Source organism: Nostoc sp. UHCC 0251, assembly GCF_034932245.1.
GTDB lineage: Bacteria > Cyanobacteriota > Cyanobacteriia > Cyanobacteriales > Nostocaceae > Nostoc.
In genome coordinates this window covers 1-18,280 of the sequence record NZ_JAYGHD010000366.1, presented here as the reverse complement: position 1 = coordinate 18,280, position 18,280 = coordinate 1, and the positions used below count along the sequence as shown (strand labels likewise).

Genomic DNA, 18,280 nt, shown 5'->3' with positions numbered 1-18,280 from the left:
TTCCCCCCTTTTTAAGGGGGGTTAGGGGGGATCTAAAAGTGCCTAAAGTCACAGCGCAACACTTTTCAAACAAGCTCTTAGGTGGTTGAAATTCAAAACTCATGCAGAATAAAACCTCATATTGTAAATCACTGTTACTTGCGTAGTTTCACCAAATACATTCTTCCCAACTTTTAAAACTAACTAACATATAGAAGTTCAAAACTCATAACAGGAAGCAATGAAAGTCTCTGGTTCTGCTCTTACCTCCCATACTTACTAGGCAAAGACGCTATCTGGGAAGGCTTTTGGCTAGTTTGTTTGAATAAGTCCTACTGTTTTTCAAAATAAAGTTATGCATATAAGTTTATAAATCTAGATTAAATCTAAATTTTCTAATGAGTGTGAGCAGATATTTTATGAATGTATCTGAATAATTTCAGTGATTTCACCATGTTTTTTAAATTTGGAATAAATTAATATCAATATAACTTTATTGTCAAGAAAACATTAAGCAATATTCAGCATTTTATATTAATTTTTGTAGTTATTAAAATATATGATCACATGCCGAAATTCTAAATTATAACAACAAACAAAAAAGTCGTATTTTATTTAAATAGGCTAAATTTTAATGTTTTCAAGCTTCTTTATATACACAGATTTGTTTTATTTTAATTATTTAGCATAAAAGAAGCTTGATCGATACTACTCGGTTTTGGATTTTAAACTGGAATTTGGTTTAGGTTAAAGGTTTTTACTTTCTCCTTTCCCCAAAGCCCGACAAGTATTGGAAGCTTCATAACAACAAAAAATATAAAACTTTAAATTGAATAAAATTTTAAAATAGGCAGGGAAACATGGTTGCTGACAAGTCGAAAGATGCCATTAACCAAATGGGCGAAATTATAAAAAATGAGCAGGCAAACGATGCATTTATAGATAGTTTAGATAAATGTCAACAAGCTGAACTTGAAGATATAATAGTTAGCCATCAAATATCAAATTGTATTCCTAATTTAAAAGAAATATCAAGAGGATCTGTAAATATAGAAAATCAATCTCTAGCGATCGCCTTCGACGAACAAGCAGCAGAATTAAATAAAGTACGGACTCAACTAAGTAATGAAATTTTAAAACGCCAAGAGATTGAAGCACGTTTTCGTGAAAAAACTTCAGAAAATCATATTGACTTTCAAAAAATTGTAGAAAATAGTAATAATATTATTTTTGCAATTACAATTGAGGGAATATTTTCTTATATTTCTCCTAACTGGACTGAGATTTTAGGGCATGAGATTGTAGAGCTTATAGGAAATTCATTTGCTCCTTTTGTGCATCCCGATGATTTACCAATGTGTGCAGATTATTTTCAAAGAGTTTTGACAACAGGCGAAAAGCAAGATGCAATTGAATATCGGATAAAACATAAAAATGGGAGTTGGCAATGGCATACAAGCAACTCATCAGCGATCAAAGATGCTAATGGAAATTTTTTGTATTTTGTTGGTATTTGCCATGACACTAGCGATCGCAAACACGCACAAGAGGCACTAGCAGAGCGATCGCGATTAGCAAATTTTCGCGCCGATGTAGACGCGGCTCTTGCCCAGAGTCAAACGTTAGAGTCTATGATGTGCCGCTGCACCGAAGCATTAGTTGAACATATAAATGCAGCTTTTGCTCGCATCTGGATACTAAACAAACAAGAAAATGTCTTAGAGCTGCAAGCCAGTTCTGGAATGTATACCCATATTGACGGCCCTCATAGACGGGTGCCAGTTGGTCAATTCAAAATTGGTTTGATTGCCGAAGAAGGCAAACCTCATTTAACCAACTCTGTACTAACAGATCCCCGTGTCAGCAATCAAGAGTGGGCCAAGCGTGAAGGTATGGTTGCTTTTGCTGGCTATCCTCTAATTATTGAAGGTGAGACTGTAGGCGTGATTGCGATGTTTTCTCGTCAAATCATGACGGAATCTGTTTTTAATGCCCTAGAATTTGCCGCCCAAGAAATTGCTATTGGCATCAAGCGCAAACAAGCAGAAGAAGCACTCAGAGAAAGTGAGGCCCGCTTTCGTCATCTTGTGGAAACTACCAATGATGGAGTGTGGGAATTAGATCAAGAGGGCGTTTACACTTACGTCAGCCAAAAAATTGCTGATATTTTGGGGTATGAGGCAGAGGAAGTTTTAGGCAAAACTCTTTTTGATTTAATGCCACCAGCAGAAGCGAAGCGAGTACAAAAGATTTTTCAAGTTCTAAGCAACTCCAAACAGCCTCTAATTAATTTTGAAAATAAAACTCTTCATAAAAACGGGCAATTGCTTGTTCTAGAAACCAATGGAGTTCCTTTCTTTGATGCATCTGGCAATTACCTGGGTTATCGCGGCGTTTATCAAGACATCACTGAGCGCAAACAAGCAGAAGAAGCTTTGCAAGCTCTGGTAGCTGGAACGGCAGCAGTGACAGGCGAAGAATTTTTTCCTGTTTTGGTGCGTCACTTGGCAAATGCTCTAGGAGTCTGCTACGTCATACTAGCAGAGCGAATCACCGGAGACCCTGGTAGAGCTAGAGTTTTATCATTTTGGGCAGGTGACAAGATTTCAGAAACTTTTGCCGAGTATGCCTTAGCTAATACTCCTTGCGAAGTCGTGTTACAAGAGGGGATGCGTTCCTACCCCTGTAATCTACAGCAACTTTTCCCCCAAGCAAAGGATTTGGTGACGCTAGAAGCAGAAAGTTACTTAGGAACGCCTCTTGTTGATACATTTGGTACACCCATAGGCCACCTATGCGTATTGGATACCAAACCGATATTACAGGAGGAACGCGCCAAAGCTATTCTCAGTATCTTTGCAGCACGAGCGACAGCAGAACTACAGCGCCAGTGTACAGAAACCGCCCTCCGCAAATCAGAGGCTAAATATAAAGCGATCGCTCAACGGGAAGCACTGCTCAATCGTCTTGCCAACCAAATTCGAGGTTCTTTGGAACTTAATTACATTTTAAAAACCGCAGTAGAGGAAATCCGTAACTTATTCCAGATTGATTACTGCGCTTTCTTTTGGTATCGGCAAAATACCGATCTACCTTATTGGGAATCTGTATATGAAGCCGACAATTTTACTTTACCCAGTCTGCTAACAGCCGAAGCAATTCATATAGAATTTGAAATAATCGCAACAAAAACTTTGAACAGAGAAATCATCCGAATAGATGATGTTAAAACTCATGGCAATCGCACAATACAGCAGTTTTTAAATGATTTCGGTTTCACGGCTTTTATGTCTTTGCCTGTACACACTCAATCTGGTGAAATTGGCGCTTTCATCTGTGGTTATTGTAGTGGCTTCCGACCTTGGCAAGAAACTGAAGTAGAATTGCTACAAGCGGTGACAGTTCAACTAGCGATCGCTATTGACCAAGCGAAACTTTACACAAATAGTCGCCTCGCTGCCCAGACTTCCCAAGAAAAAGCACAGCAGCTAGAAGCGGCTCTGGTAAAACTTCAACAAACTCAGGCTCAACTCATTCAAACTGAAAAAATGTCCAGTTTGGGGCAGTTAGTAGCAGGTATTGCTCACGAAATTAATAATCCCATCAATTTTATCTATGGAAATATCAAGCATACCAATGGATATGTCACAGATTTGCTGCACTTGGTAGAAATGTTTCAAGAGCATTACTCTCCATTATCACCAGAAATTCAAACCCAAATTGAAGAAATTGAGTTAGATTTTCTCTACCAAGATTTACCCAAAGTCCTAGATTCTATGAAAGCCGGGGCTGAACGCATTCGGCAGATTGTCCTATCTTTACGCAATTTCTCCCGTCTAGATGAAAGTGGTACGAAGGCAGTGGATATTCATGAAGGTATTAATAGCACCTTGCTGCTGCTGCGGAGTCGCCTGAAAGCTAAAACCCAACGTCCCGAAATCCAAGTTATTCAGGAATATGGCAACCTGCCACAGATATTATGTAATGCTGGACAGATGAATCAAGTGTTTATGAATCTGTTGACTAATGCCATCGATGCTCTGGAAGAAGGACTAGGGACTAATAACTGGGAACTAGAAAAAGAGCCTTCCAAATCCCCAATCCTCCAAATTTGTATTCGTACCCTTATTCAAGAGGATAAGTGCATAATTCGCATTGCTGACAATGGTTCAGGAATGACTGACAAAGTGCGTAATCATGTATTTGACCCCTTCTTTACTACGAAAGCAGTAGGAAAAGGCACTGGCATGGGCTTATCAGTTAGCTACCAGATAGTCGTCAAAAACCACCGAGGCCAACTCCAATGTATCTCAGCACCAGGAGCCGGAGCCGAGTTTATAATTACAATTCCAATACAATAACAAAACTTGAAACAGAATTATAGAATTGAGGTTAACCGTATATCGGCAGAAGGGAGCTTTAAGAGCTTATCACTAGCAACTTACTGCAACATTAAACTAAAGCTTTGAGTAAAGCCTGAAGTTTAAGTTGCACCTCTGCAAATTCCTTATTAGGATCAGATCCAGCCACGATACCAGCACCAGCATACAATCTTGCGCGATCGCCATCTATTAGTGCTGAACGAATTCCCACAATAAACTCGCAGTTTCCCTGAGAATCTATCCAACCCAGAGGCGCAGCATACAAGCCCCTCTCAAAGCTTTCGTAACGACGGATTTCCGCACAGGCGACATCTCGTGCTGCACCGGCAACAGCTGGTGTAGGATGCAATTGTCCAACAATTTTTAATGGATGTATATTAGCGGGAACCATAGCACTTATTGGTGTCCATAAATGCTGGATGTTAGATAATTGTCGTAGGCGGGGTGCTAATATTTGGGGTAATAAACCTAGCTGGCATAGGCGTTGTGTAATGAAATCAAGTACCAGCGAATGTTCGTGCTTTTCTTTTTCACTATTGAGTAAGCGGTTGGCATTGGCTGCATCTTCAGCAGGGGTTTTACCTCGTGGTGCAGAACCAGCCAAAGCATCCGTAATTAATTTTTGATTATTAATACTAATTAATCTTTCTGGACTTGCACCAATAAAGTTTTGCCCTTTGCCATTACTTGTAGAAAAAATATAACAATTAGGATGTATTTTCCTAAGATTATTTAAGGATTTAACTAAATCAAAATGGCTGCTTGACTTTACATCTAATATATCGGCTAAAACAATTTTACTTAAATGACTAGACCGGATTTTTTCTAAAACAGATGATACTGAACGTTTGAACTGAGTAGCATTCGTGACAGATTTTTTATAGAAGTTTGCCTGAAAATAATCAATATTATGAGAATAATATTCTAAAGATTGGATAAAATCAATTTTATCTTGCAGATTTTCCAACAACCTGGGAATATTTGCATCTTCATTGATAACTATATTTGTTACTAATATACAACGCTGATTTTTCACAGCTACTTGCCAACGTGGAAGAAAGACGGTTGCAGATGGAAATGGATAATCTACTTGGGCATTTTTATCAAAAAAGCTGAAATAACAAAAAAAGTGAGGCCCAGAAAAAGGTTGGTTAACGTTACCAAAGTTAATTATATTTTTTAGACAAGATTTGATAAAATGTTCAGCTTGAGTAAAACGGTCTACACCATCAATTTGTAATTTTGCTACAGCATCAATTGCCGCGATCGCTTCTCCTTTACCTTTGTCCTCAAAGTAAAAATTTATTTCATTTACTTGTGTAAGTTTATCTAATACAAGTAAAGGGTCAACTAAATCGATCTCCTGAGAGATACTGACAATTTGCCTGCAATTATTTTTGACGCACTTTTCTTGCACTGCTACCAAAAATTGATATAAATCTTTGTGCTCTACAAAGAGGTTGCTACGACATGGTGAAACTGTCATGGATCTATAGTAAATTTTTTTTAAGTTAACTTCCTAAAGTGTAATTAATCGTGGTCGTATTTCTACAGGTAACATATTAAGTTGCCATTTCACCAGCGTAGGATTTGCGTTATTTGTGGTGTTCCTAAACCCTGACAAGCCAGTTCCAGCCTGGGGCTGCAACGTGAGGGTGGAGTGTTAACAACACAAGGTTAAGAAGCCACAGTAAAAGGAGCAGTTGTTTTTAGCTGATGAATATCTAGTACAGCATGACCTAAAAAAGCTACCATTCCAACAGTTCAAAAATCCAAACCATAATTTTTTTGACTTTTAACTTTTGACTTTTGACTTCCGCGTAGCGGTGCGTCTCTTGAAATTATAAAATCTTAAGTGTAAGTAATATTCCGGCAATTTAATTAATCACGACTGATGACTACCAAGCAGATTTTATATCCCAACACTAAGTTATGGATGGCAGCGATTAAACCGCCAATGTACAGCGTTGCCATTATGCCCATTTGGGTAGGAACAGCAGTGGCATTTGCCGAAACTAAAATTTTCAATGGTGCAGTATTTTCTACTTTTGTAGCTGCTGCAATCTTAATTCTTGCCTGGGAAAATATCAGCAATGATGTCTTTGATTCCGAAACTGGGATTGATCAAAATAAGCATCATTCTTTGGTGAACTTAACAGGCAATAAGCTATTAATATTTTGGTTAGGAAATTTGTGTTTAAGTTTGGGGTTGCTAGGCATACTAGCGATCGCATTTTGGCAACAAGACCTAACTGTTATCGGCATCATTCTACTATGCTGTGGTTTGGGCTATATGTACCAAGGGCCTCCCTTTCGCTTAGGATATCAGGGTTTAGGCGAGATTCTTTGCTTTTTTGCCTTTGGCCCCTTAGCTGTGGAGGCAGCCTACTACAGCCAAACTCAAACTTGGTCAATGACAAGTTTAGCAGCCTCAGTGATTGTCGGGATTGCCACAACCTTAGTCTTGTTCTGCTCCCACTTTCACCAAGTTAAGGATGACATAGCCGCAGGTAAGCGATCGCCTATCGTCCGTCTAGGAACAGCAAAAGGGGCCCAACTCCTAGTTTGGTTTACTGGTAGCATTTATCCCCTCACCTTGCTATTTGTACTATTGGGAATTTCTCCACCTTGGACGTTACTTAGTTGGGTGAGTTTACCCTCTGCTTTCAAATTATGCCGCCATGTCCAAGAAAATCATAACCAGCCGGATAAAGTTAGTAACTGTAAATTCATCGCCGTAGCCGTGCATTTTTGGGCTTGCTTGCTGTTCGGACTGGGATTTATTCTTTAGTTGGGCATTGGGCATTGAAACAAAGGGAAAATAACTAATGACTAATGACTAATGACTACAGATTTGAATTTCGTCCATATCAGCGAAAGTTTTTGCGATCGCTGACTACCAATCATGGTAAGTGGGATATTCGTGAAGGTATTATTCTTCGTCTCACCAATGAATCAGGTAAACTCGGCTGGGGAGAAATCGCCCCCATTAGCTGGTTTGGTTCCGAAACCATAGAACAAGCCTTAGATTTTTGTCGCCAACTCCCAGTGGAAATCACAGACGAGATAATTTTCTCCATCCCAGATGAGTTACCTGCTTGTCAATTTGGCTTTGAGTCAGCTTGTGAGATGGGGAGTGGGGAGTGGGGAGTGGGGAGTGGGGGAGATGAAGGAGATAATTTTATGACTCCTAACTTCTCACTCCTAACTCCTAATTCACTCTTCTACAGTGCTTTATTACCAGCCGGTGAAGCGGCTTTAAATCAATGGGAAACTTTGTGGCAGCAAGGATATCGCACATTTAAGTGGAAAATTGGTGTGTATGCGATCGCTGATGAACTAGAAATTTTTGAGTCACTGATACAAACCTTACCCGCCTTTACCAAACTGCGATTAGATGCCAACGGTGGACTCACCTATGAGGAAGCAAACTTATGGCTGCGGACTTGCGACAATCTCAAGGCAAATCCAGAACTACCCCTAGAAATTGAATTTATCGAACAACCACTACCCGTGGAGCAATTTCAGGAGATGTTGGAATTGAGTACGAGTTATGAAACTGCGATCGCTTTAGATGAATCTGTCGCCACACTTGGGCAACTCGCCGCCTGTTATCAACAAGGTTGGCGAGGGATTTTTGTCATAAAACCTGGGATAGCCGGATCGCCATCTCGTCTGAGAAAGTTTTGCCACCAACATCAAATTGATACTGTATTTTCATCAGTATTTGAAACTGCGATCGCTAAACAAGCAGCACTCCAACTCGCAGCCGAATTATCCCAAAACAACAGAGCGATTGGTTTTGGGATCGACCATTTTTTTGAACAAGAAGAAACGTGGTTTCAATCTTTATGGAACGACCTTTAGACTGTCTAAATAACTTGGCTCAGGGTGATTGGCTTATCGGTTCTAATAGTAGTCAATTTAATCAAATAGCTCAAGAATTATATTTAGAATTAACACAATTATCAGCCTGTGGAACGTCACCAAAAATCATTTTAGCCGAACGCGAACCACTACGATTTTTAGCTAGTTTTATTGCCGCTTGTGCTGCTAACTGTCCAGTTTTTCTTTGTAACCCCGATTGGGGAACACAAGAATGGCAACAAGTTTTTGATTTAGTACAGCCAAATATTATTTTGGGAATAAGCAATAGGGAATGGAAAATAGGAAATAAAGATAATTACCAATGCCCCATGCCCAATGCCCAATGCCCAACGATTATGATTCCCACAGGTGGTTCATCAGGACAAATTAAATTTGCCATCCACACCTGGGAAACTCTCATTTCATCGGTACAAGGATTTACAGAATACTTTCAAATCAAACAAGTCAATTCATTTTGCGTGTTGCCGCTATATCACGTTAGCGGTTTAATGCAATTTATGCGTTCTTTCACCACCGCAGGTAAACTAGCTATTCAACCATTTAAAGCCGTAGAATCCGGTCAAATATCAAATATTAAACAATCAGAATTTTTCATATCTTTAGTACCAACACAGTTACAACGCCTCCTGCAAAATCCAGAATTAACTAAATGGCTATCTCAATTTAATACTGTACTTTTGGGAGGTGCGCCAGCATGGAACGAACTACTAGAAAAAGCCAGATTTCACCATATCCGGTTAGCACCTACTTATGGCATGACAGAAACCGCCTCTCAAATTGCTACCCTCAAACCAGATGATTTTCTTGGCGGTAAAATTAGCAGTGGTCAAATTCTTCCCCATGCAAAAGTAACTATCCGCAATCAGCAAGGCGAAATTTTAAATTCCAATCAAATCGGAAATATCACAATTTATGCTCAATCTTTAGCCCTTGGCTACTATCCTAAAACTAGAGAAAATCAAACTTATTTCCAAGTAGATGATTTAGGCTTTTTAGACGAACAAGGACATTTAAATATTGTCGGACGTAACAGCGACAAGATTATTACAGGTGGAGAAAATATTTACCCAGCAGAGATTGAATCAGCTATACAAGCCACTCAAATGGTTGCCGATATTTGTGTCATTGGTATTCCCGATAAACACTGGGGACAAGCCTTAACAGCGATTTACATTCCCAAAAAATCAGATATCTCTGCCTTAAAAATCCAAACTCTACTCAAAAACAAACTCAGCAAATTTAAAATCCCTAAATATTGGATTCCCCAGCAAAACTTACCCCGCAACTCTCAAGGTAAAATTAACCGCAAAAAGTTACAACAAATAGCCACAGAATTCCTGCAAAATCCTATCACATAATCTCTCTCGACCTTCTTCTCTCTGCGTCCTCTGCGTCTCTGCGGTTCGTTTCCAACCACTGAACTATCTCATCAGGTAATTCCTGTTTACTTCTACTACTCACATCAATACAAACATGACGAGTAATAGCCTTAGCAACTATCACTTCACCCACAGTAATTTCGTAATTAATTTCAAACTTCTCAACACCTATTTTTTGGGGAATTAAACTAATTAGCAACTTGTCTCCTACAAACATAGGGCGCAAAAAATCAACACTAGTATGAACAATAGGAAAAGCTACAGAAGGATTAGTAAAAAAATCTTTGAGATTAATACTTGATGCTTCTAAAGATTCTTCATAAGCTTCATGGCAAATACCCAGAACATTAGCAAAATAAACTACTCCAGCAGCATCAGTATCTTGAAAGCGAACAGTGCGGTTATAAGTAAAAGGCATTTTTGACAATTGAATATTAAAAAACAGCAGATTTATGATCTGCTTTACAAACTAATTTTATTTCAACTAAGTAAATCGGTAATAAAAATTTAATTTCCCCAATTCTGAGTTTGTATCGATTTGTTTAGCCTCATTCAATGCTTTGGGGTTGAATATATGGTGAGGAAAGGCGATCGCTTCTACATTGACTCTAACGGCGGAACCTCGAAGTCATTAAACGAGCAAACATTGTAAGAGGAAGCAGCTATTGCCTTTACCAGCTTACCGTCGAGAGTCAGCAAAGTAGCACCTACCTGATGTGAAAGTGCGACATAAGAAGCATCGTAGGCAGAAGTTCCATAACTCAAGCTTATAGTAACTGCATCCGCCATCAAATCAGATGTCGAGACAACACGTAACGGAAAAGCTTTCAGAGTAGCTAAATCTGTCTGAACCTCAGCAGCAGTGTACATTCTTGCACGGACATACTTCCAGAACGTGTTAGCACACTCAATGTAAAAAAGGTCTGGAACAAAAATTTCTGTCTGTGGATTGGCGAGATGACCGAAGAGTTGATTAACTTTGGCAGTTAGTGGGTCAGCAATAAAATACTTGATGCACACACTGGTATCTACCACGCATCTAAGAGGATTGCTCATCTATCGCGGTCTTCTCGAATTAGTTCAGTACTATCAGGTAATCCAAAGTCTGCTGGATTCAAGCGGCGGCGACGGTGACTAATTTCCTCTAGAAGTTTTGGGACATTTTTTCGCCTTTCCTCTTCCGTTGGCTGTGTTTTTGCCTGCAAAGCGTTCTGCAAAATTGTAATAACTTGAGCATCAATTGAGTTATTTTCAGCTTTAGCTAAGTGTTGGAGTTGTTCGTATAACTCATCAGGTATATTGAGCGCATGAATGGTAGCCATTGATTGACCTCCCAAAAGAATTTATTGGTAATGGTAGCACGATGGCAGTAGGGGGAGAGGTTAGAGAGCGATCACACCTCTCTTTTGAAAAAGTGTAGTCAAGTTGCAATTATGATTATAATAACCAAAAAATTCAGTCAAATTTTGACTTGACCCTCAGAATATATGATTCATAAATGGAAAGTCATTTGACAGTTCGATTTAATCTCACTATTAATTAATAATTACCTTGGAGAATTAATTGTTGTGAATAGCAATAGTTCAAGTCCATTAAAGCTTGTTGTTTGGAAACCTTGTCGTTGGGAAAAAAAATACTTTGACACAAACACAAATACTTTAGTTGAACCGACATTTTATCAAGATCCTATTTATTCTTGGGAACCATTTGGAGATCCCTTTGGATCAGTGACTAGCAGTGATCAAACTCAGCGATTAAGAGAAGAATTAATTGAAAAGTTTACACTAGAAATAAAACCAGAAAAACGTAGAATTGAGCAGTTTAAGCAAGTTATCCAAGTAATAGACGAGATATTATCTAACGACGAATCATCTTGGAGTGACTCAGAAGAGTTTGGACGCTTATCTAATGCTGATAGTGTAAATCTTCGTCAACATCAACTTCTGGCCTTACGCCAGCATATTCAGTGGGTGTGTGATACGTTTGTTAATGTTCCAGATGTCAATGTGTCCCTTCATTAAAATAATAAGCATATGGTATTAAAATTGTTGAGTAAAGAAGACGCACTAAAATTTCTTGCCCAAATAGGTAAGAATGGAGAGCCATTTGAAATATTTCTTGGTGAAGATATTTGTTTTGGGCGTGACAAATGGGTAAATATTGGGACTATTACATTACAACCAGGAGGGAAATCTCCTGAGAATGAGACTAGATATGATGAGTATTGTGCTGCTAAATTTGGTGGGTTTGAATGGCAACTACTATCTTCAGAAAAGCTCGATGAGAATATTACTAAAGCTCTTGATAATCAACAGAATAAAGATAGTGTTCAAAAAGCTTTCAGGGAAGGATTACAGGATGTATTGCGGAGGACTTTCCTACTTCTACCGATTTTTGATGTTGAAACGATTTCCAAAATACCTTTACATAAGCCGATCACAGTTGTTACAGATACATCAGCAGTTCACCAAGGAGGGCTTGATTTTTTATGTCGCTTTCTTACTCCTTGGGTAAGAATTAAAGTACCAGCGATAGTTCATATGGAAATAGTTACACAAGTAGATAATTATCTTTCTAAAATTCGCTGGAGTAATGATAATAAGAACAAAACTAAAAATAACCCTGCAACACTTCGTCAACATCTTCTTAGTCAAGGAGGGCAAAGAACTTTACTTCGTCTAGAATTACATTCAAATGCAGAAATAGAACGTGGTGATTTAGGTGCTGATCCCCTAAGAGGTATTGTGACGCCTAGTAGCGATTCTGAAGACAAAGCTCTAGGTTTACAAAATGTAACTAGAAGTTTTGCTGATCGTCTAATTTTAGAAACTGCGCGACGCTTTAAAACCCTAGTTCGACCGGATCATCCACTTGCCCTTCTTACTAGCGATCAAGGTCTAGCTAGAATGACGCTGGCTGAAGGAATGGATGTATTCTTTTTTGAATCTCGTTCTGTTCCTAAGTTTGATAGTAGAAAACTGACTGGCTCTCTTTTTCATCCTTTCAGTCAAGAAATATATACAGTATCACTGACAGATGTCCTTTGGGAATTAGCTGTATCTTTTGGGTGCCTGCGCCTACAAAATTACAACACTAACGAGTCATTAGAATTATGGGGCATACCTAGCGGGGAATATACCTGGCAACCGCTTCACGTTAAAGATGATCTTCTTTGGGGAAATTTTAACTCTGGAATATCCTCTACAACAACAAATAATACCTTCATTGCGCTATCAACCGCAACCGACATAGAAAGTCAAGATCAGACTGATGAAGTTTCTAGGCAAAATATAGAAGCAATAGCTAAGACATATGCATTTAGTCCAGATCAGATGTTATTACTAGTGAAAATATTAGTAGATAAAGGAGAGCTAACTAATCAAGAGGCTCAAGAAAAATTGGGTTTAACACATCAATCTCGCTATAATTTGTATAGGAATTTTCTGCATAGTGGAAAATTTGTTGAGCTTAATGATAATAAAATTATATGTACAGAATTACTAAAGCTTCTATGGCAAAGTATCTTGAACGAAGATTCTATAAAAATTTTATATTATTTGAATAAAATACCATCATTTAATGCAATATGTAACTATGTAAATCAAAATAGAAGTGTTGAATATAGCACATTACCAATTTCAAATAAAGCGAAATCAACCTACATCAAGCTTGGTGAGGCAGCCTGTGCTTGGTTAAATATACAAAATCAAAAAATTGTTGCCACTGATAACATACCTAATTCACTAGATTTTGCTAATTTAGCAGTAGAGATTTATAAATTAATTCGTTCACAAGAAGACACAGAATGGATACTTACTGGTCGCTGGTTAGAAGAACTAGCTATTAAATATGCTGTTCATCCCATATTGGCTAGAAAATTGGTGAAAGAAGCGCAAGAACAAAACTTAGTGAATGTCTATGCTGAAGGGTCTACTCCAGATACTCGTTTTGAACAGCACGATTTGTGGATAATTAAGACAAGTGATGGACTTCCCCAGTTAGAAAAAGTTTATCTGTATCATGGAGATTTTCTTATACCTGGCACATCTGCTGTACGTATTAAGCTAGAAGGAGTTAAAAATGCCTCTTGAAAATCTATTTACAGATGAGGCGACTGCTAACGCACTAGAAGAGCAGCCCAAATTGCTCTACAGAAAGTTTGGTGTGTTGAGTAACCCTTTTCCCAGTGCTGGACAAACCAGCGGTCATCCGCATATGTCAACAGAAGCAGATAAGCAAGTTGATGCCGCGGTAAAAACATTTTATTCAGATCGCAAGTCTCATGTAATTTCAATAACTGCTAGCCAAGGAATTGGTAAAACTAACCTTCTGAATGCGTATGAAAATGCTTTGCGTGAAAAACTTTCTTTACATGGTTTTTTCGTTATTAGATACGTTCCAGATCCAGAACCGTTTTTTGATCCACTGATTAGGTCTATATTTGAAAATTTAGGAGAAGAATACTTACGTCGTTCAATTGATGCACTTGCTAAGGAAAAACAAAAGATAGGGGATATTGAGAAATTATTAGAATTTGTGCGAATGAGTGAAATTAAAACAATGCTTAAGGCTTTATTAGAGGTTAAATCAGAAGAAAAACGAAACGAGCGTATATCTCTAGCATATCAATGGCTTTTAGGATTACCTGTAAGGAAAACTCATCATACTGAACTCGGAGTAAATTTTCGTCTAGATACTGTAGAAGCAAAAACAAGAGCATTAAGAGATATTGTATATTTAGGTTCACAAATGAAAACTCTAGAAGGTATTTTTATTCTTCTAGATGAATTAGAAAAGCAAGATTTCAGCTTATCAAAAACTATAGTTTTAAGATATTTATCGGCTCTGCGAGCTTTAATTGATGCACTACCTAAATATCTTTTCTTAATGGTTGCTCTAACTACAGATGCTCTTAACCGTTACCGTGAGATGCTTCCAGCTATTAGAGGTCGTCTTGCTAATGAAGTTCCCCTTTCCCCCATAAGAAATGATGAAGAAGCTGTAAAATTATTCCAATTCTACCTAGAATCTGCCAAAAGAGAAGCAATAAAATCTGTAGGAGATCAAAAATTGCAAGCTGGAAATGATGTACTATTGCGTGAAAATGATGCTCGATTAGTGTTTTATCGATTGTTAGAACAGCGCACTAATATTCAAGGTGTACGTCAGCGTGATTACTTAAATGCACTCTACGAGGAAGCTAATAAATCTATAGAAGCATCTCGATAAACTATAGTTTTTCAGATAGCACGTTCTATTATTACTCTATAACAAGAAAGACATTCAAGCACCAAATATAGTTAAGCCATTTTCAGAGCATCTGCGTAATGGCTTAACTCATTTATGAACCATTGCTAAACGTAAATTTTATCCAACGGAGAGGGGGAGATTCGAACTCCCGGAGGTTTTAGCCTCATCCGATTTCAAGTCGGACGCAATCGACCACTCTGCCACCTCTCCAGTAAATCTGTCAAACTTGTGCTTATCCTAGTTTCAGACGCTATTCAGGCGCTTTTGTTGGTTAGCACTAAACTTGACAGATAATACTATACCCTATTATCTACGCAGATTGCACTACTGGATGCGAATGTCTACGACACAATACGCGATCGCTCGTACAAAATTTCCCCCTTAGCTACCTGAAAGTCATTCCCCACCCAAATTAGGGAAACTTGCGAAACCACACCCGCCTCTAGGGTGACAATTGAAAAGTTACGCAACTTCTCGCCGTCATTTTCCACAATCCTGGGGACACTAGCCGCATTTAAATAAATTGTCCCCTCTGGACTTCTAAAGATGGGCTTGCGCTGCACCTTCTTGGTATGGCGTAAATCTCGGTGCATGTGACCAAATGTCACCAGAGGAATGGTTTTACCAGCAGTCAAGGCATGAGAAATCGCCTCGCCAAAATCTGGATCGCCAAAGTCGCCGCCAATTGGATGCCAGTCTTTGCCGCAGGGGTCTTCGGGGCGATCGCCTAATCCACTCGGCCCATTGTGACCCAAAAATATAATTGTCTCGTAAGCGGCGCTTTTGATCGCTTTCACGATGCGATCGGCGGATTCTTCTAAACTCGTCACACCGTAACGTTCTTTACAGATTTCCGCGAATTTCCACTCTGGACCACCCCAGGTAAAGGGACGACCCCCCACTACAGTTAAATTCCAAGCGGGAAAATCTAGCTTACCGTAACCGACATGGGACGGGCCTAATAAATCGAGTTGTTCCTGTACCCAGTCTTCCTTAGAACGGTCATAAGGAGCCTTTTTGCGTCCCCATTCGGTGGCGGTGTACCACGCATCGTGGTTGCCCATCACGGCTGCTTTGGGAATATCGAGAGATGCGATCGCTCTGACCACTTCCACCGACTCGTTGCCAAAATCCCCGACAAACAGCACTAAGTCAACACCCAAATGCTTGAGTGCAACGCCATCTTCCACTTCCCATTGGTCGTGAATATCTCCAACTACAGCAATTTTGAGGTTTATCGATTGAGTTTTCTGACTGGTCATGCCACTTTCCTTGCCGTCTATCTCCAGGATATGAAACTCAGCCCGATTTGGACACAACCCCAAAATATCAACCGTCCACTATTTTTGGTAAAAACTACTATAATTGAATCCACAGGACATACATTTGCAACATAAAGCACCCCTAAACTGTGTTTACCACTGCACTAGCTCAAAGAGAAAACACCCAACTGGGTGAACTACCACTAGATTTGTTTGCCGCGATTCAGAGTCTCAAAAAAGAACTCAACGCCGTTATCCTGGCGCATTATTATCAAGAGCCAGATATTCAGGATATTGCAGACTTTATTGGGGATTCATTACAACTGGCAAGAGCCGCCGAAAAGACCAATGCGGATGTGATCGTCTTTGCTGGTGTTCACTTCATGGCAGAAACAGCAAAGATACTTAATCCCGATAAATTAGTACTTTTACCAGATTTGGATGCTGGTTGTTCTTTAGCAGACAGTTGTCCACCAGAGGCGTTTGCAGCTTTTAAAGCAGCGCATCCGAATCATTTGGTAGTGTCTTATATCAATTGTTCTGCTGATATCAAGGCGATGAGCGATATTATTTGCACTAGCTCCAACGCTGTGAAAATTGTGCAGCAGATACCGAAAGAACAGCCAATTATTTTTGCCCCAGATCGGAATTTGGGGCGGTATGTCATGGAACAGACGGGACGAGATTTGGTGCTATGGCAAGGTAGCTGTGTTGTCCATGAAACCTTCTCGGAAAAGAAAATTGTCCAGTTAAAAATTGCCCATCCTGAAGCAGAGGCGATCGCACACCCAGAATGTGAAAGTAGTGTATTGCGCCACGCCAGTTTTATTGGCTCCACAGCCGCTTTACTCAAATATTGTCAAAGCAGCCCCACCAAAGAATTTATCGTTGCTACGGAGCCGGGAATCATTCACCAAATGCAAAAATTAGCTCCTGACAAGCACTTCATTCCTGCACCGCCGATGAATAACTGTGCTTGTAACGAATGTCCATTTATGCGATTAAACACCCTAGAAAAGCTCTACTGGGCAATGAAAAATCGTACTCCCGAAATTACCATGTCAGAGGATATTCGCCTTGCTGCACTGCGACCAATGCAACGAATGCTGGAAATGAGCGTGTAACTAGTATTTTTTATACAAATGGTAGAGGCGCAGTTTTGTTGCGATCTCTACCTACAAGTTATTTTTTCCAAGCACTTGCTATTTATAAAAGGTGGTGCTAAGATTTTAAATCGTGAGACAAATCGGGTCGGTGTCCGAGTGGTTAATGGAGACGGACTGTAAATCCGTTGGCTAGCGCCTACGCTGGTTCAAATCCAGCCCGGCCCACCACTTACGAAGTTATAAGTTATAATGACTGGGTTAAGAGCAAAGCTCCCAGCATTGTAACTTACAACTAAAAAACCAAAGTTATATTTTGCCCGTGTGGCTCAGTGGTAGAGCACACCCTTGGTAAGGGTGAGGTCACGAGTTCAATCCTCGTCACGGGCTTTTTAAATTGAAAGAACAATTAACGCAAAGTTAAGGGTTTCAGTAAGAAGCATTAATTATTGATGATTTAATATTTTCTTCAGTTTCTGTTAACTGTGCTTCCACTTTTCCATAAGCTTTCTTCACCCAATACCCTCTAGGCGGCTTTTCTATCCCATAAGCCTTACACCACTTCTCTACAGCCTTGTCAGACACACCTAAATCTCTCCCAATTTGCGCTGTTGGCTTTTGCCAAACTAGTTTTCCTAGTTCTTCTTTTGATGGCCTTTCAACTTTTCTGGTGTGAATTCTAGAGTCTGGGTTAACCTTTCTAGTTGTTAAATCAACGCCAAACTCTTTGTAGGTTCGCTTAAGTGCTACTTCAGTTAAATCTGTAAAATCCTCCCACCAATAAAAAGGATTGGGTGATTTAGGCGGAGTTGTCCTGATACCGCAACCGCCAAACGTGATTGATGGATAAACTACTTTGTTTATATCTGGCAAATAAAGGCCATAGAAATCAAAGTCATCAGATTTGTACTTTTTCTCATGACAACCATTCTTGTCTGCCCAATTGCTTTTATTTTTCAGTGTGCCATCACAACTGTATTTAGGGCTTGCTGAAAAATAAAGAAAAGGTGACAGTATCTAAATTATTAGACTCTAGA

At 39.3% G+C, this 18,280-nt stretch carries 14 protein-coding genes, 3 tRNA genes and 1 pseudogene; 11 read left to right on the top strand and 7 right to left on the bottom strand.

Annotation, left to right across the window (positions count from 1 at the left end):
* Nucleotides 1-839: 839 nt before the first annotated feature.
* The gene (locus VB740_RS30985) at nt 840-4,340 is read left to right on the top strand and encodes a PAS domain S-box protein (RefSeq protein ID WP_323203660.1); all 3,501 of its coding nucleotides are present in this window, start codon (nt 840-842) and stop codon (nt 4,338-4,340) included.
* A gap of 91 nt (nt 4,341-4,431) precedes the next feature.
* Here VB740_RS30985 and VB740_RS30980 read toward each other — a convergent pair whose 3' ends face one another.
* A complete protein-coding gene (locus VB740_RS30980) occupies nt 4,432-5,847 on the bottom strand; it encodes an isochorismate synthase MenF (protein ID WP_323203659.1) in 1,416 nt (471 codons plus the stop codon).
* Nucleotides 5,848-6,255: 408 nt separating this feature from the next.
* Here VB740_RS30980 and menA point away from each other — a divergent pair, with 408 nt between their 5' ends.
* From menA to VB740_RS30965, 3 genes are read left to right on the top strand one after another with little or no spacing between them, the layout of a single operon-like run.
* Nucleotides 6,256-7,152: a 2-carboxy-1,4-naphthoquinone phytyltransferase gene (gene menA / locus VB740_RS30975; protein WP_323203658.1), complete on the top strand. Its 897-nt coding sequence runs from the start codon at nt 6,256-6,258 to the stop codon at nt 7,150-7,152.
* Between the two features lie 44 nt (nt 7,153-7,196).
* Nucleotides 7,197-8,228, top strand: coding sequence for an o-succinylbenzoate synthase (locus VB740_RS30970; RefSeq protein WP_323203657.1), 1,032 nt, complete (start codon nt 7,197-7,199; stop codon nt 8,226-8,228).
* Nucleotides 8,213-9,607: a 2-succinylbenzoate--CoA ligase gene (locus tag VB740_RS30965; RefSeq protein ID WP_323203656.1), complete on the top strand. Its 1,395-nt coding sequence runs from the start codon at nt 8,213-8,215 to the stop codon at nt 9,605-9,607. Before VB740_RS30970 ends, VB740_RS30965 begins: the two co-directional genes overlap by 16 nt.
* On the opposite strand, the gene VB740_RS30960 is transcribed toward VB740_RS30965, so the two are convergent.
* The 3 genes from VB740_RS30960 to VB740_RS30950 form a co-directional block, all read right to left on the bottom strand.
* Nucleotides 9,600-10,046 carry a thioesterase family protein gene (locus tag VB740_RS30960; RefSeq protein WP_323203655.1) on the bottom strand — a complete coding sequence of 149 codons (447 nt, stop codon included), beginning with the start codon at nt 10,044-10,046 and terminating at the stop codon, nt 9,600-9,602. The two genes, VB740_RS30965 and VB740_RS30960, sit on opposite strands and share 8 nt — an antisense overlap.
* Before the next feature lie 179 nt (nt 10,047-10,225).
* Complete coding sequence (locus tag VB740_RS30955; RefSeq protein WP_323203654.1) at nt 10,226-10,684, bottom strand: type II toxin-antitoxin system VapC family toxin; 459 nt, start codon at nt 10,682-10,684, stop codon at nt 10,226-10,228.
* A complete protein-coding gene (locus tag VB740_RS30950) occupies nt 10,681-10,950 on the bottom strand; it encodes a hypothetical protein (RefSeq protein ID WP_323203653.1) in 270 nt (89 codons plus the stop codon). Before VB740_RS30950 ends, VB740_RS30955 begins: the two co-directional genes overlap by 4 nt.
* Before the next feature lie 246 nt (nt 10,951-11,196).
* Here VB740_RS30950 and VB740_RS30945 point away from each other — a divergent pair, with 246 nt between their 5' ends.
* The 3 genes from VB740_RS30945 to VB740_RS30935 are packed head-to-tail and all read left to right on the top strand — an operon-like array spanning nt 11,197 to nt 14,857.
* Nucleotides 11,197-11,649 (top strand): hypothetical protein, encoded by a 453-nt coding sequence (locus tag VB740_RS30945; RefSeq protein ID WP_323203652.1) that lies wholly within the window; start codon nt 11,197-11,199, stop codon nt 11,647-11,649.
* A 24-nt stretch (nt 11,650-11,673) separates the two neighbouring features.
* Nucleotides 11,674-13,719 carry a hypothetical protein gene (locus tag VB740_RS30940; RefSeq protein WP_323203651.1) on the top strand — a complete coding sequence of 682 codons (2,046 nt, stop codon included), beginning with the start codon at nt 11,674-11,676 and terminating at the stop codon, nt 13,717-13,719.
* Nucleotides 13,709-14,857, top strand: a complete 1,149-nt coding sequence (locus VB740_RS30935; protein ID WP_323203650.1) for a P-loop NTPase fold protein — start codon at nt 13,709-13,711, stop codon at nt 14,855-14,857. Before VB740_RS30940 ends, VB740_RS30935 begins: the two co-directional genes overlap by 11 nt.
* A gap of 146 nt (nt 14,858-15,003) precedes the next feature.
* Here the strand turns inward: VB740_RS30935 and VB740_RS30930 are convergent.
* Both VB740_RS30930 and VB740_RS30925 read right to left on the bottom strand, forming a co-directional pair.
* A tRNA-Ser gene (locus VB740_RS30930) sits at nt 15,004-15,088 on the bottom strand.
* 131 nt (nt 15,089-15,219) lie between these two features.
* Nucleotides 15,220-16,140 (bottom strand): TIGR04168 family protein, encoded by a 921-nt coding sequence (locus tag VB740_RS30925; RefSeq protein WP_323203649.1) that lies wholly within the window; start codon nt 16,138-16,140, stop codon nt 15,220-15,222.
* Here VB740_RS30925 and VB740_RS30920 point away from each other — a divergent pair.
* From VB740_RS30920 to VB740_RS30905, 4 genes are all read left to right on the top strand, one after another.
* Nucleotides 16,120-16,275, top strand: a complete 156-nt coding sequence (locus VB740_RS30920) for a hypothetical protein (protein WP_163937771.1) — start codon at nt 16,120-16,122, stop codon at nt 16,273-16,275. The two genes, VB740_RS30925 and VB740_RS30920, sit on opposite strands and share 21 nt — an antisense overlap.
* Before the next feature lie 14 nt (nt 16,276-16,289).
* Nucleotides 16,290-17,264 (top strand): quinolinate synthase NadA, encoded by a 975-nt coding sequence (nadA, locus tag VB740_RS30915; protein WP_323203648.1) that lies wholly within the window; start codon nt 16,290-16,292, stop codon nt 17,262-17,264.
* A gap of 124 nt (nt 17,265-17,388) precedes the next feature.
* Nucleotides 17,389-17,474, top strand: a tRNA-Tyr gene (locus VB740_RS30910).
* A gap of 87 nt (nt 17,475-17,561) precedes the next feature.
* Nucleotides 17,562-17,633: transfer RNA gene (locus VB740_RS30905), tRNA-Thr, on the top strand.
* 39 nt (nt 17,634-17,672) lie between these two features.
* Here VB740_RS30905 and VB740_RS30900 read toward each other — a convergent pair.
* A pseudogene (locus tag VB740_RS30900) lies at nt 17,673-18,206 on the bottom strand (hypothetical protein); the annotation flags it as partial.
* Nucleotides 18,207-18,280: the final 74 nt, after the last annotated feature.